At 65.7% G+C, this 13,572-nt stretch carries 13 protein-coding genes; all 13 read right to left on the reverse strand.

Annotated features, from left to right (window positions below):
- Genes JOD97_RS05385 through uppS form a run of 13 tightly spaced genes read right to left on the reverse strand, consistent with a single transcriptional unit; the run spans position 1 to position 13,448 of the window.
- On the reverse strand, positions 1-1,200 hold the full coding sequence (locus JOD97_RS05385; RefSeq protein ID WP_209714016.1) for an EAL domain-containing protein: 1,200 nt from the start codon (positions 1,198-1,200) through the stop codon (positions 1-3).
- Positions 1,201-1,220: 20 nt separating this feature from the next.
- Entirely contained in the window at positions 1,221-2,006 is a 786-nt protein-coding gene (locus tag JOD97_RS05390; RefSeq protein WP_209714017.1) for an RNA methyltransferase, read from the reverse strand.
- Positions 2,003-2,725, reverse strand: coding sequence for a ribonuclease HII (gene rnhB, locus JOD97_RS05395; protein ID WP_209714019.1), 723 nt, complete (start codon positions 2,723-2,725; stop codon positions 2,003-2,005). Before rnhB ends, JOD97_RS05390 begins: the two co-directional genes overlap by 4 nt.
- 9 nt (positions 2,726-2,734) lie before the next feature.
- Positions 2,735-3,913 (reverse strand): lipid-A-disaccharide synthase, encoded by a 1,179-nt coding sequence (gene lpxB, locus JOD97_RS05400; protein ID WP_373999790.1) that lies wholly within the window; start codon positions 3,911-3,913, stop codon positions 2,735-2,737.
- Positions 3,897-4,685: an acyl-ACP--UDP-N-acetylglucosamine O-acyltransferase gene (gene lpxA, locus JOD97_RS05405; RefSeq protein ID WP_209714020.1), complete on the reverse strand. Its 789-nt coding sequence runs from the start codon at positions 4,683-4,685 to the stop codon at positions 3,897-3,899. The genes lpxB and lpxA overlap by 17 nt, the downstream gene beginning before the upstream one ends.
- 2 nt (positions 4,686-4,687) lie before the next feature.
- A complete protein-coding gene (gene fabZ / locus JOD97_RS05410) occupies positions 4,688-5,197 on the reverse strand; it encodes a 3-hydroxyacyl-ACP dehydratase FabZ (RefSeq protein WP_209714021.1) in 510 nt (169 codons plus the stop codon).
- Between the two features lie 3 nt (positions 5,198-5,200).
- Entirely contained in the window at positions 5,201-6,256 is a 1,056-nt protein-coding gene (lpxD, locus tag JOD97_RS05415) for a UDP-3-O-(3-hydroxymyristoyl)glucosamine N-acyltransferase (RefSeq protein ID WP_209714023.1), read from the reverse strand.
- 23 nt (positions 6,257-6,279) lie between these two features.
- Entirely contained in the window at positions 6,280-6,804 is a 525-nt protein-coding gene (locus JOD97_RS05420) for an OmpH family outer membrane protein (RefSeq protein WP_090313863.1), read from the reverse strand.
- 55 nt (positions 6,805-6,859) lie between these two features.
- On the reverse strand, positions 6,860-9,196 hold the full coding sequence (gene bamA / locus JOD97_RS05425; protein WP_209714025.1) for an outer membrane protein assembly factor BamA: 2,337 nt from the start codon (positions 9,194-9,196) through the stop codon (positions 6,860-6,862).
- 34 nt (positions 9,197-9,230) lie between these two features.
- The gene (gene rseP / locus JOD97_RS05430) at positions 9,231-10,670 is read right to left on the reverse strand and encodes an RIP metalloprotease RseP (RefSeq protein WP_209714027.1); all 1,440 of its coding nucleotides are present in this window, start codon (positions 10,668-10,670) and stop codon (positions 9,231-9,233) included.
- Complete coding sequence (ispC, locus tag JOD97_RS05435; protein WP_209714029.1) at positions 10,667-11,848, reverse strand: 1-deoxy-D-xylulose-5-phosphate reductoisomerase; 1,182 nt, start codon at positions 11,846-11,848, stop codon at positions 10,667-10,669. Before ispC ends, rseP begins: the two co-directional genes overlap by 4 nt.
- Before the next feature lie 11 nt (positions 11,849-11,859).
- A complete protein-coding gene (locus JOD97_RS05440; protein WP_209714031.1) occupies positions 11,860-12,696 on the reverse strand; it encodes a phosphatidate cytidylyltransferase in 837 nt (278 codons plus the stop codon).
- Positions 12,696-13,448: a polyprenyl diphosphate synthase gene (gene uppS / locus JOD97_RS05445; RefSeq protein ID WP_209714033.1), complete on the reverse strand. Its 753-nt coding sequence runs from the start codon at positions 13,446-13,448 to the stop codon at positions 12,696-12,698. Before uppS ends, JOD97_RS05440 begins: the two co-directional genes overlap by 1 nt.
- Between the last annotated feature and the right edge of the window lie 124 nt (positions 13,449-13,572).

The following is a 13,572-nucleotide window of genomic DNA, read 5'->3' on the forward strand; positions in this document are numbered from 1 at the left end:
TCAGAAGAAATGCTGCCAGTCGGCCAGCCAGGCCGGGAATTCCTCGACCGGCATCGGTTTGGCGATGTAATAGCCCTGCGCGTAGGTGCAGCCCAGCCCTTGCAGGAAGTCCCAGTCCTGCTTGGTCTCGACGCCGACCGCCACCGAGCGCCGGTCGAGGCTGCGCGCCAGCCCCAGGCAGGAGCGCAGCACCGTGCCGATGGCCTGTTTCTTGGAGGCGCCGTCGACGAAGCTGCGGTCGATCTTCAGTTCCGAAAACGGTATCCGCGCCAGCAGCTGCAGGTTGCTGCGCCCCGTGCCGTAGTCGTCGATCGCCAGGCCGAAACCCTTCATCCGCAACCGCAGCAGGCGTTCGAGGAAGTGCGGGTCGGTCGTCAGCACCGCCGATTCGGTTATCTCGAAGGTGATGTAGTCGGGCAGGATGCTGTGCCGCGCCAGGCAGGCCGCGATCTGCTCCATGAACTGCGGGTGCGCCAGGGTGCTCTGGTCGACGTTGATCGAGAACGAGATCGGTATGCCCTGGTCGTGCAAGGTGCGGCACGCGGCGACCGATTTTTCGATCATGCTCCAGTCGAGGAAGTCGATGCGGCGGTTCTGTTCCAGCGCCGGCATGAACGACGCCGGCCCCAGTACCCCGTGCAGCGGGTGGCGCCAGCGCGCGAACATCTCCAGGCCCTTGACCTGCCCCGTCTCCAGTTCTATCTTGGGCTGGAAATGGGGATCGAATTCGCGCGCCTGCAGGCCCGCGCCCACTTCGGCGAACGACATCGGCTGGACCTTGACGCTGGCGGCGTGGGGTTCCGGCCGATGCAGATGATTGCCGACCAGCGCTTCCAGCCGGCTGCCGATGACCGGCTTGCCGACCGCGCCCAGCACGTTGACGCCGTAAGCGTCGGCCATGGTCTCCACCGAGAACAGCACCGCGTTGGTCTGCGCGCCGACGATGATGATGCCGGCCGTGCTTTTCGCTTCGCCCAGCCGGCGTATCAGCTCGAGCGCGTCCATGCCGGGCAAGGCCAAATCGAGGATGGCGATATCGACCGGGGGCGTGATGCCGGCGCTGAAGTGGCGCAGCGCCGTGTAGCCGTCGGGCGCTTGCGTGATCCGTCCAACGCCCAGGTGGACCAGGATATCGGCCAGCGCGTGTCGTTGTACCTGATCCCCTTCCGCTACCAGAAAGTGCAACTGCGCGATATCCATGACGGCTCCGATCAAACGTTCTAGGATTGATTCTGCCTGACTTGTTCGAAAAAGCATACCGCCGCGCAGGCGGCGACGTTCAGGGACTCCACTTGCCCCAGATGCGGAATCACCACCTGGTGGGTCGCCATCGATAGCAGATCGTCCGCCACGCCCTGCCCCTCGTGGCCGAACAGCCACGCGACCGGCTGCCGCAGATCGACATCGTACAGCCGTTGCGTGGCGTAGCCGCTGGTGGCCAGCGATGTCACCTTGGAGGCAGACACCAGCGCCGCCAGGTCGACATTCTCGAAAATATCGAGCACGAAGTGCGCGCCCATCGCCGCCCGCAGCACCTTGGGCGACCAGCAGAACGCGGTGCCGGCGCTGCAGTAGACTTGCTTGATGCCAGCCGCCGCCGCGCTGCGCAGGATCGAGCCGACGTTGCCGGGGTCCTGCACGTTATCGAGCAGCACCGCCGATACCGCCAGCGGCTCGCTGACGGCGCGCTCCGGCGTCTGCACCGAGAACATCACGCCGACGCCGTGCTCGACCTGGCTGACGGCGTTGTACAGCGCATCCGGCAGCGCCAGCACGTGCGCGTGCTGCGCCTCCAGCTGGCCGACGATGTCCATCACTTCGGGATTGTGCAGCGCGGTCTCGCTGACGATGCATTGCTCCGGCAGGCCGCGCAGCTGCAGGTAGGCCTGGCACAGGTGCACGCCGTCCAGCAGGGTGCGGCCGGACTTGCGGCGCGCCTGCGAGCTGCCGGCCAGCTTGACCAGTTCCTTGTATTGGGCGTTGTCGCGCGAGGTGATGGTCTTCATGCGAAACCTCCGGCGGCCAGCAAGTCCATGGTTTGCGCCGTTTGCGCCGTCTGCTCCACCTTCACCACCTTGACCGTCTCGACCACCACGCCGTTGCGCAGCGCGTGCAGTTCCAGCACCTCGCGCACCGGCGCGAACGAGCGGCGGTGCACCGGCGAGGCGCCGTGTTCGCGCAGGCGCTCCAGGTGCAGCGCGGTGCCGTAGCCCTTGTGCTGGTCGAAGCAGTAATGCGGATACTTCGCGTGCAGCGCCACCAGCGCGGCGTCGCGCGCGGTCTTGGCCAGGATCGACGCGGCCGAAATGGCGTCGACCTTGTCGTCGCCGCCGATGACGGCGATGCTCTGGATTTTCATGACCGGGCAGCGGTTGCCGTCGATGAGCGCGAGCGTGGGCACCGTCTTGAGCGCCTCCACCGCGCGCCGCATCGCCAGCATCGACGCCTGCAGGATATTGAGCTTGTCGATTTCCTCCTCCGACGCCTCGGCGATGGCCCAGGCCAGCGCCTGCGCCTTGATCAGCGGCGCCAGCAGGTCGCGCTTGGCTTCGGTCAGCTTCTTCGAGTCGCGCAGGCCGGCGATCGGGCGCGAGACGTCGAGGATGACGGCGGCGGCGAACACCGGTCCGGCCAGCGGGCCGCGGCCCGCTTCATCGACGCCGCAAATGATTTCGTCGGCCGACTCGGGCAGGTCGTCGAACAGGCCTGGATGTTGATTTTTCACGTTGATTCTCTATCTGGAAATTACCTTGAGCACGGCCGCCGCGCTCTCCACCGCGCTGTTGCGCAGCAGGCTGTGATGCATGTCGCTGAAGCGCTGCACCAGCTTCAGGCGGTGCGGCGCGTCGCTCAGCTGCTTCCACATGGCGTCGGCCAGGCCTTGCGGGCTGGCGGCGTCCTGCAGCATCTCCGGCACCAGGAACTCGCGCGCCAGGATGTTGGGCAATCCGATCCACGGCTGGTAGCCGAAGTGGCGCAGGATCTGGTATTCGGCCGCCATCATTTTATACGCGATCACCATCGGCTTCTTGAACAACGCCACCTCCAGCGACGCCGTTCCCGACGCCACCAGCACGGCGTCGGCCGCCGCGATGGCGGTGTGCGACTGGCCGTCGAGCAGCTGGATTTCCACGTCCCGCAGGCCGGCCCGCGCCACCAGTTCGAGGAAGTACTGGCGCTGGCGCTCGCCCGCCATCGGCGCGACGAAGCGCAGCGAGCGGTCGCGCTGCTTGAGCAGCCTGGCCGCGCCGATGAAGGCGGCCGTGTTGTACTTGATCTCCGACATGCGGCTGCCCGGCATGATCGCCACCACGTTGGCGTCCTCGGGCAAGCCCAGCGCGCGGCGCGCGCCCGCCACGTCCGGCACCATCGGTATCAGCTCGGCCAGCGGATGGCCGACATAGCTGACCGGCACCCTCGCCTGGCGGTAGATCTCCTCCTCGAACGGAAAGACCACCAGCATGTGCGAGACCGCCTTGATGATTTTCTTGATGCGGCCACCGCGCCAGGCCCAGATCTGCGGCCCGATGTAGTGGATGGTCGGGATGCCGGCGTCCTTGAGCTGCATCTCCAGCCCCAGGTTGAAGCCCGGGTAGTCGGCGCCGATGAAGGCGGCCGGCCGCTCGGCCAGCAGGCGGTCGCGCAGTTCGTTCTGGATGCGTTTGATTTCGGGGTAGCGCGGGATCACGGCCAGCAGGCCGCGCACGGTCAGCTTGTCCATCGGGTAGTGCGATTCGAAGCCCTGCGCGATCATATGCTCGCCGCCGATGCCGTGGAAGCGCGCGTGCGGCAGATGCGGACGCAGTCCCGATAACAGGCGCGCGGCCAGCACGTCGCCCGAGGGCTCGCCGGCGACGACCGCCAGCGACAGTGGCGGTCGTTCCGGCTGCGTCATGTCAGCGGACGATGCCACGGCTGGCGATGCCGAGGAATTCGCGCATCGAACGAATCTGCTCGGCGGCGGCCGGCGTGGCCTGCTCCTCGGCCAGCAGCGCGGCCTTGGCCTCTTCCAGGGTCAGGCCGGAGCGGTAAATCATCTTGTAGGCGGTGCGGATGCCGTTGATCTGCTCGCGCGTGAAACCGCGCCGCTTCAGGCCTTCGATATTGACGCCGTGCGCCTGCGCTGGGTTACCGTTCAACAGCACGAACGGCGGCACGTCCTGCGTCAGCGAGGTGCTCATGCCGACGAATGCGTGGGCGCCGATCTTGCAGAACTGGTGGACGTTGGCGAAGCCGCTCATGATCACCCAGTCGCCGATTTCGACGTGGCCGGCCAGCTGCGCGTTGTTCGAGAAGATCGTGTTGCTGCCGACCTGGCAGTCGTGCGCCAGGTGGACGTAGGCCGAGATCCAGTTGTCGTTGCCCAGCGTGGTGACGCCCTTGTCCTGCACCGTGCCGGTGTTGAAGGTGCAGAATTCGCGGATCGTGTTGCGGTCGCCGATGCTCAGGCGGGTCGGTTCGCCCGACCACTTCTTGTCCTGCGGCGCGGCGCCGATCGACGAGAACTGGAAGAACTTGTTGTCGCTGCCGATGGTCGTGTGGCCTTCGATGACCACGTGCGGTCCGACCACGGTGCCCGAGCCGATGCGCACGTTGGGGCCGATGACCGAATACGGCCCGACTTCGACGCTGCTGTCGAGTTCCGCCTTGGGGTCGACGATGGCGGTGGCGTGAATCTTCGACATGCTTACTTCCCCATCGGCTGGCTGGCGTCGCTGGCGCTGCGGATGGTGCACATCAGTTCCGCCTCGAGCGCCAGCTGGCCGTCGACCGTGCCGACCGCCTTGTACTTCCAGATGCCGCGCGCGTGGCGCAGGATCTCGACGTTCATCACCAGCTGGTCGCCCGGTTCGACCGGACGCTTGAAGCGCGCGTTGTCGATGCCGACGAAGTACACCACCGAGTTCTCGTCCGGCTTGACGCCGATCGACAGGAACGACAGGATGGCCGCCGTTTGCGCCATCGCCTCGATCATCAGCACGCCCGGCATGACCGGCTTGTGCGGAAAGTGGCCGTTGAAGAATTCCTCGTTGACGGTGACGTTCTTGATCGCCGTGATGCGTTGGTTGGCCTCCCAATCCAGCACGCGGTCGACCAGCAGCATCGGATAACGGTGCGGCAGGTATTGTTTGATCGCGTGAATATCCAGGCACTTCTTGGTGCAGGACGATTCGGTGGTTTCCGGAGTGGTGGTCATAATCTATTTCTCTTCTTGATTCGTCAGTGTTTTAATTGTTTTTTCCAGCGCCCGCACCTTGTCGCGCATGGCGGCCAGGTTGCGCACGATGACGGCCGACTTTTCCCATTCGGCCGGGCGCGACATCGGGTAGTAGCCGATATAGGTGCCCGGTTCCGTCAGCGAGCGCGGGATCATCGTCGACGGCCCGACGTTGACATGGTCGGCGATGGTGATGTGGCCGTTGATCATGGCCGCGCCGCCGAAGGTGCAGTACTTGCCCACCGTGGTGCTGCCGGCCATGCCGACGCAGCCGGCCATCGCCGTGTGCGCGCCGATATGGCAGTTGTGGGCGATCTGGATCAGGTTGTCGAGCTTGACGCCGTCCTCGATCACCGTGTCGGCCAGCGCGCCGCGGTCGACCGTGGTGTTGGCACCGATGTCGACGTCGTCGCCGATCATCACGCGCCCGGTCTGCGGGATCTTGATGTAGACGCCCTTCTCGTTGGCGAAGCCGAAACCGTCGGTGCCGATCACGGCGCCCGAGTGGATGATGCCGCGCGCGCCGATCTGGCAGTAGGCGTGGAAGGTGACGTTGGCGAAGAAGTGCGTGCCCTCGCCGATCACCGCCTCGCGGCCGATGTAGCAGCCGGCGTCGATGACGGCGTGCTCGCCGATCACCGCGCCCGCCTCCACCACCACCTTGGGCCCGATGTGGGCGGTGGCGGCGATCTGCGCGCCCTCGCCGATGAAGGCGGTCGGATGCACGCCGGCCGGCGGCACGATCGCCGTCAGCGAGTAGAAATACTGCGCCGCCTTGGCGAAGTAGACGTACGGGTTGGGGGTGACGATGCGCGCGCCGCTGTAGCCGGCGGCGATGAATTCGTCGTCGGCGGGCGAGACGATCAACGCCGCCGCCGCCGTCTGCAGCGCCTGGGCGCGCAGTTTGCTGTTGCTCAGAAAGCTGATGTGCGAAACGCCGGCGTCGGTCAATGGCGCGATCCCGGTCACTTCCAGGTTCGCGTCACCCATCAACTGCCCGCCGAAGCGTTCGACCAATTCTCCCAGTCGAGTGCCCATCGGGGTATCCAATCTTGTGTGATTTATTTGTCTTTATCGAGCGCCGCCAGCACCTTGTCGGTGATGTCGATGCGCGGGCTCGCCCATACCGCGTCCTGCAGCACGATGTCGAAGCCTTCGACATTGGCCATCTGGCGGATGATCTTGGTGGCGCGGTCCGAGATGGCCTGGCGCTCCTCGTTGGTGCGCTGGCTCAGGTCCTCGCGGAACTCGCGCTGGCGGCGCTGGTATTCCTTGTCAAGCTCGAACACGTCGCGCTGGCGCTTGACGCGGTCGGCCTCGGACAGCGCCGGCGCCTCCTTCTCCAGCTTGTCGGAGGCCGTCTTCAGGCGCCCGGCCATCTCCTGCATGGCCTTCTCGCGGCTCTTGAACTCCTCTTGCAGCTTCTCGCTGGCCAGCTTGGCCAGCTTCGACTCGTTGTAGATGCGCTCGGGGCTGAGCCAGGCGATGCGCGAGGCCGAGGTCTGGGCCTGCACCGGCGCCAATGCACTCCAGCCCAGCGCAAGCACGGCGAGATATTTGGTCAGATTAGCGGATGCAGTCTTCAACTTGTTTCTCCGAGGTAAATATTAATGCCGTACGCTGTTAAAACCGGCAGCCGCATCAGAAGCCGCTGCCCATCTGGAACTGGAAGCGCTCCAGGCGGTCGCCTTCCTTGGCGTTCAGGGGCTTAGCATAACTCAACTTGAGCGGGCCGACCGGCGAAATCCAGCTAATACCCAGGCCGGCCGAATAGCGCAGCTGCTGCAGGCGCATCTTCTCGCCTTCCTGGTACACCTGGCCGCCGTCGACGAAGCCGAACCAGCGCAGGCTGCGGTCCTGGCCCGAACCGGGGAACGGCAGCTGCAGCTCGGCGTTGCCGATCAGGCGCGAGGCGCCGCCCAGCGCGTCGCCGTAGCGCGGATCGACCGCGCCCAGCGAGGAGCTCAGGTAGCCGCGCACCGAACCGATGCCGCCGCCATAGAAGTTCTTGAACACCGGGTAGGAGCTGTCGCGCAAGCCGCGGCCGTAATCGACCTCGCCCTTCAACGCCAGGGTCACCTTCGAGAACAGCGGCTTGTACCACTGCTGCTCGTAGACCGCGCGGTAGTACTTCTGCTGGCCGATGATGTCGAGCTCCAGGTTGGCGCGCTGGTAGCGGCCCACCGTCGGCGTCAGCGCCGAATCGCGGCTGTCGCGCGCCCACGCCATCGTCAGCGGCACGGCGTTGGTCTTGGCGCTGCCGATGCCGCTCTGGATGCCGGTGATGTCGCGCACATACTGCTGGAAACGGGTCGGCGAGGTGGCGTCGGTGACGATGTTCGAGCGTTCCAGGCCGATGCCGAAGAACACCGTGTCGACTTCGGAGAACGGCACGCCGTAGCTCACGCGCCCGCCCTGCTGCTTGATCGTGTAGTACCCGGTGTTGAGCGCCGGCGGTTTCATCGTGCGCAGATAGATCTCGTACGAGCGCGAGACGCCGTCGTCGGTGTAATACGGGTCGGTCTGCGAGAACGAGATCGTGCGGCTGTACTTGGACGTGTTCAGTTCCATGCCGACGGTGGTGCCCGAGCCGGCGAAGTTGGCCTGCTGGATCGCCGCCTGGAAGGTGAACTTCTCGGACTGCGAGAACGCGCCGCCGATCTGGAAGTTACCGGTCGGCTTTTCGACCACGGTCAGGTTGACGTCGACCTGGTCGGAGGTGCCCTGCGCCTCCGGCGTGTCGACCGTGACGTCCTTGAAGTAGCCCAGGCGGTCGACGCGGTCGCGCGACAGCTTGATCTTGTTGGCGTCGTACCAGGACGACTCGAACTGGCGGAACTCGCGGCGGATCACCTCGTCGCGCGAGGTGGTGTTGCCGGCGATGTTCATGTGGCGCACGTAGGCGCGCTTGCCCGGATCGATGAAGAAGGTGAACGCCACCTCGCGCTTGTCGCGGTTGATGTCCGGATTGGCGTTGACGTTGGCGAAGGCGTAGCCGAAGGTGCCGAGGCGGTCGGAAATGAGCTTGTTGGTGGCGGTCAGGCGCGCGCCGGAATAGGTCTCGCCGTTCTTGAGCAGCACCAGCGAACGCAGCTCCTCCTCGCGGCCGAAGGTCTCGCCCTCGAACTTGATGCCGGAGACGGTGTACTTCTCGCCTTCGGTGATGTTGATCGTGATGTAGATGTCCTTCTTGTCCGGCGTGATCGACACCTGGGTCGAATCGATGTTCATCTCGATGTAGCCGCGGTCGAGGTAGTAGGACTTGAGCGACTCGATGTCGCCGGTCAGCTTGGTCTTGGAGTACTGGTCGGCCTTGGTGTACCAGCTGAACCAGCCGCCGGTGTTGAGGGCCAGCTGGTCCTTCAGTTCCTTGTCCGAGAAGACCTTGTTGCCGACGATGTTGATCTGCTTGATCTTGGCAATCTCGCCCTCGTCGACCGCGAACGTGATGTTGACGCGGTTACGCTCGATCGGCGTGACGGTGGTGACGATCTTGACGCCGTACAGGCCGTGCGACAGGTACTGGCGCTTCAACTCCTGCTCGGCGCGGTCGACCGAGGCCTTGTCGAAAATCTTGGTCTCGCCGACGCCGATGTCCTTCAACGCCTTGACCAGCGTGTCTTTTTCAAATTCCTTGGTGCCGGTGAACTCCACCTTGGAGATGGCCGGACGTTCCTCGACCAGCACCACCAGCACCTGGCCGTCGGCCTCGAGCCGCACGTCCTTGAAAAAACCGGTGGCGTACAGCGCCTTGATGGCGGTGACGCTCTTGTCGTCGTTGAAGGTCTCGCCCACCCGCACCGGCAGGTAGCTGAACACCGTACCGGCTTCCGTACGCTGTATCCCTTCGACGCGGATGTCCTTGATGACGAACGGTTCGATCGCCATGGCCCGGCCGGCGCACAGCGCCAGGACGGCGGCGCCGATCAAGCTGCGGCGTAGGGAAGGTGAAGTAATACGGTCAGAATATAATTTCATCGGGGTTATTCAATGGCTAAATCAACGAACTACTTTATAAGAGCCGGGCGACGTCGTTAAATACCGCCAACAGCATTAACGTCATCAGCAAACCGATGCCGACGCGCTGTGCGATCTCGTTAAAACGCTCCGGCACAGGACGCCCAGTTAAAACTTCCAGCGAATAATACAGCAAATGCCCCCCATCTAGAACCGGAATCGGTAGCAAATTCATTACCCCTAAACTGATGCTGATGAAGGCGATAAAGCTCAAATAACTGGCCACGCCCATGCGCGCGGTCTGGCCGGCGTAGTCGGCGATCGTGATCGGGCCGGTGACGTTCTTGAGCGAGACTTCGCCGACGATCATCTTGCCGATCATCTTCAGCGTCATCGTACAAGTGTCCCAGACCCGCGCCAGCGCCTTGCCCAGCGCCGCCGGCGGCGACGAGGGCACGGTGATCATATCCGGCTGCAAAGCGATGGAAGCGCCGATCTTACCGACTGTTACAGTTCCTTTGCCGCTTTTTGCCTGCTCGGCCTGGGGCGTCATCGCCAAGGTCACCGGCTGGCCGTCGCGCCGCACCGCCACGCTCACCGTCTTGCCGGCGGAGGCGCGGATCAGGTCGATGAAGGCGATGCCGTCTTCCACCGGCGTGCCGTCGACCGCCAGCAGCAGGTCGTCCTTGCGCAGGCCGGCGCGTTCGGCAGGGCCGCCGGCGATCACCTGCTGCACCACCGGCGCCGGACGGGCCACGCCCAGGCCGAGCTTGCCGACGATATCGCCGTCGAGGTCGAGCGCGGCCAGCACCTCGGCCGCCAGCACGACATGCATCCGGCCCTGGCCGGGACGTTCGACCGTGAGGCGCGCTTCCTTCTTGTCGATGGCCGACTGCATCAGGTTCCAGCGCAGCTCGGACCAGACGCTCACCGGCTGGTCGTTGATGGCGGTGACCAGGTCGCCGCTGCGCAGGCCGGCGCGCCAGGCGGGCGTGGCGATCGGCGTCGACGGCGCGGAGGACGACGCGGTTGGCGACGCGGTTGGCGACACGGCGCCGGCGGACAACTCGACCACCTCGCTGGCGCGCACACTCACCCGGCTGACCGGTTCCTCGACGCCGTGCATGTACAACCCGGCGAACAGCACGATCGCGATCAGGAAATTGGCCAGCGGGCCGGCGCCGACGATGGCGATGCGCTTCCAGACGTTCTGGCGCGTGAACTCGCGCTTCAGCTCTTCCGGCGGCAGGTGGGCCAGGTCGCCCTCGCGCGCGTCGAGCATCTTGACGTAGCCGCCCAGCGGCAACGCCGACACGGCCCATTCGGTCTGGTCGGGGCCGAAGCGGCGCGACCACACGATCTTGCCCATGCCGACCGAAAAGCGCAGCACCTTGACGCCGCACCAGCGTGCCACCAGGTAGTGGCCCAGCTCATGGAAGACGATCAGCGAGCCAAGGCAGACGACGAACGCCAGGACGGTTTGCAGGAAGTTCATTTTGCCAGTCCGGCGATGAAGTTTTCGGCGGCGCCGCGCGCCAGCGCGTCCTGCGACATGACGGCCTCGATGCTGTCGGCGGCGCCGTGCGGCAGCGCCTCCATCACCCGGGCGATGACGCGGTCGATCTGGCGGAAGCCGATCTTCAGGTCGAGGAAGGCTTGCACCGCCACCTCGTTGGCCGCGTTGAGCAGCGCCGGCGCCGTGCCGCCGGCGCGCAAGGCGTCGAAGGCCAGCGCCAGGCACGGGAAGCGGGCGAAGTCGGGACGCTCGAACTGCAACGTGGCGATCTGCGTCAGGTCCAACTGGGCGACGCCGGAATCGATGCGCTCCGGGTAGGCCAGCGCGTGGGCGATCGGCGTGCGCATGTCGGGGTTGCCCAGCTGCGCCAGCACCGAGCCGTCGACGTACGACACCATCGAGTGGATCACCGACTGCGGATGGATGACGACGTCGATCTGGTCGGCCGGGGCGCCGAACAGCCAGTGCGCCTCGATCACCTCAAGGCCCTTGTTCATCATCGTGGCCGAGTCGACCGAGATCTTGCGGCCCATCGACCAGTTGGGGTGCTTGCAGGCCTGCTCCGGCGTGACGGCGTCGAGCGTGTCGACGGCGCGCGTGAGGAACGGGCCGCCGGACGCGGTGAGCAAAATCTTGGCCACGCCGCTGGCGCCGGGCTGGCGTCCGTACGACGACGGCAGGCACTGGAACACGGCGTTGTGTTCGCTGTCGATCGGCAGCAGCACGGCGCCGGCGTCGGCGGCGGCGTCGATGAACAGCTGGCCGGACATGACCAGCGCCTCCTTGTTTGCCAGCAGCACCTTCTTGCCGGCGCGGGCGGCGGCCAGGGTCGGGGCCAGACCGGCGGCGCCGACGATGGCGGCCATGACGCTGTCGACTTCGGGCGCGCTGGCGATGGCGCACAGCGCCGCCTCGCCGAATTCGATCTGGGTGGCGACGCCGGCCGCGCGCAGCAGCGCGCCCAGGCGGTCGGCGGCGGCGGCGCTGCCGACCACGGCGCGCGCCGGACGGAATTGCACGCACTGCGCGGCCAGTTCCTCGACGCGGCTGTGCGCCGACAAGGCGTAGACGGAATAGCGCTCGGGATGGCGGGCGAGCACGTCCAGCGTGGACACGCCGATCGAACCGGTGGCGCCAAGTATGGTGATGCGTTGCATAGAAATCTCTTTCAGAGCCAGGCGGTCAGCAGCGCCGCCAGCGGCAATACGGGGATCAGCGCGTCGACACGGTCGAGCACGCCGCCATGGCCCGGCAGCAGGTTGCTGCTGTCCTTGATGGCGGCGCGGCGCTTGAGTTGGGATTCGAACAGGTCGCCGATGACCGAGGCGGCGACGATGACGAGCAGCGCCAGCAAGGCCAGCGCCCAGCCGAAGCGCGCCTGCAGGCGCACGGCGAAGGTGTCCTGCAGCCACGGCGCCGAGACGGCCGCGACGATGGTCAGCGCGGCGATCGCCAGCACGGCGACGCCGCCGCCGATGGCGCCTTCCCACGATTTGCCGGGCGAGATGGTCGGCGCCAGCTTGCGCTTGCCGAACGCCTTGCCGGAGAAATAGGCGCCGATGTCGGCGATCCACACCAGCGCCAGCACCGACAGCAGGTACAGCGGCGATTTCAGGTACAGGCCGACGATGGCGAAGAAGCACGCGAAAATGGCAAAGCTGAAGGTGATGGCCATCGACCAGTTGGCAGCGCCCTTGAGCGGCGGCAGGCCCAGGCCCAGGGTCGGCGCGTAACGGATCAGCCACAGCAGCGCGGCCACGCCGTACAGCGCGTTCACGGCGCCCGGCTTGGCGCCGTACATCAGCAACACGAACAGGGCGCAGCTGACCACGCCGGTGACCTTGGCGGCCGTGGCCGACAGGCCGAACAGGCGCGCGCCCTCCCACATGGCGGCGCCGACGAACAAGGTGACGACCACGGCGAACGCGGGGAAATAATTGAAGAACAGGACCGGCAGCAACACCGCCAGCAAGAGCACCGCGGTAATAATCCGTGTTTTCAGCATTAGTTGGTCTTTTCCGCCAGTTGCGCGCCGGTGCGGCCGAATCGGCGCTCGCGGTGCTGGTAGGAGGCGATCGCCTCGTCGAGGCACTCGATGGAGAAATCGGGCCAGTAGGTGTCGGTGAAGAACAGTTCGGTGTAGGCCAGCTGCCACAACAGGAAGTTGGAGATGCGCTGTTCGCCGCCGGTGCGGATGAACAGGTCCGGCTCGGGCGCGTAGGCCATCGCCAGGTGCGGCGCCAGCTGCTCCTCGGCGAAGTCGCCCGCGCCCGGGTGGGCGGCGACCATCTTGCCGACCGCCTGCATGATGTCCCAGCGCCCGCCGTAGTTGGCGCAGACGGTGACGGTCATGCGGGTGTTGTTGGCGGTCTTGCGCTCGGCGCTGGCGATCATGCCCTGCAGCTTGGCGTCAAAGCGGCTCAGGTCGCCGACGACTTTCAAGCGGATATTGTTGGCGTGCAGCTTGGAGACCTCGCGGTCGAGCGCCGTCACGAACAGGCGCATCAGCAGCGACACCTCTTCCTCCGGGCGGCGCCAGTTTTCCGAACTGAAGGCGAACAGCGTCAGGTATTCGACGCCGCGGCGGGCGCAGGCCTCGACCACGGTGCGCACCGCCTCGACGCCCTTGACGTGCCCGGCCACGCGCGGCAGATAGCGCTTGGTCGCCCAGCGGCCATTGCCATCCATAATGATCGCCACGTGGCGCGGCACATTCGGGGCTTCCGGAACCTCAGTAGTCGAACTCGTATATTTCATGAAAACTTTGGTGCCAAAGTATAAAGTATTGCAGGTGTGGTGCGAAAAGACAAGGTGGCACGGTAACCCGCACCCCGAAAGCGTGACGGGGTCGGACCCCGTACGGGGTCCGACCCCTCGGCCG

The organism is Duganella sp. 1411, assembly GCF_017833525.1.
In the GTDB taxonomy this organism is placed as follows: domain Bacteria; phylum Pseudomonadota; class Gammaproteobacteria; order Burkholderiales; family Burkholderiaceae_D; genus Rugamonas.

Coding starts and splice junctions, on each gene's coding strand:
- JOD97_RS05385 (WP_209714016.1), bottom strand. CDS start 1,200: ATGGATATCGCGCAGTTGCACTTTCTGGTAGCGGAAGGGGATCAGGTA.
- JOD97_RS05390 (WP_209714017.1), bottom strand. CDS start 2,006: ATGAAGACCATCACCTCGCGCGACAACGCCCAATACAAGGAACTGGTC.
- lpxA (WP_209714020.1), bottom strand. CDS start 4,685: ATGTCGAAGATTCACGCCACCGCCATCGTCGACCCCAAGGCGGAACTC.
- fabZ (WP_209714021.1), bottom strand. CDS start 5,197: ATGACCACCACTCCGGAAACCACCGAATCGTCCTGCACCAAGAAGTGC.
- lpxD (WP_209714023.1), bottom strand. CDS start 6,256: ATGGGCACTCGACTGGGAGAATTGGTCGAACGCTTCGGCGGGCAGTTG.
- bamA (WP_209714025.1), bottom strand. CDS start 9,196: ATGAAATTATATTCTGACCGTATTACTTCACCTTCCCTACGCCGCAGC.
- rseP (WP_209714027.1), bottom strand. CDS start 10,670: ATGAACTTCCTGCAAACCGTCCTGGCGTTCGTCGTCTGCCTTGGCTCG.
- ispC (WP_209714029.1), bottom strand. CDS start 11,848: ATGCAACGCATCACCATACTTGGCGCCACCGGTTCGATCGGCGTGTCC.
- JOD97_RS05440 (WP_209714031.1), bottom strand. CDS start 12,696: ATGCTGAAAACACGGATTATTACCGCGGTGCTCTTGCTGGCGGTGTTG.
- uppS (WP_209714033.1), bottom strand. CDS start 13,448: ATGAAATATACGAGTTCGACTACTGAGGTTCCGGAAGCCCCGAATGTG.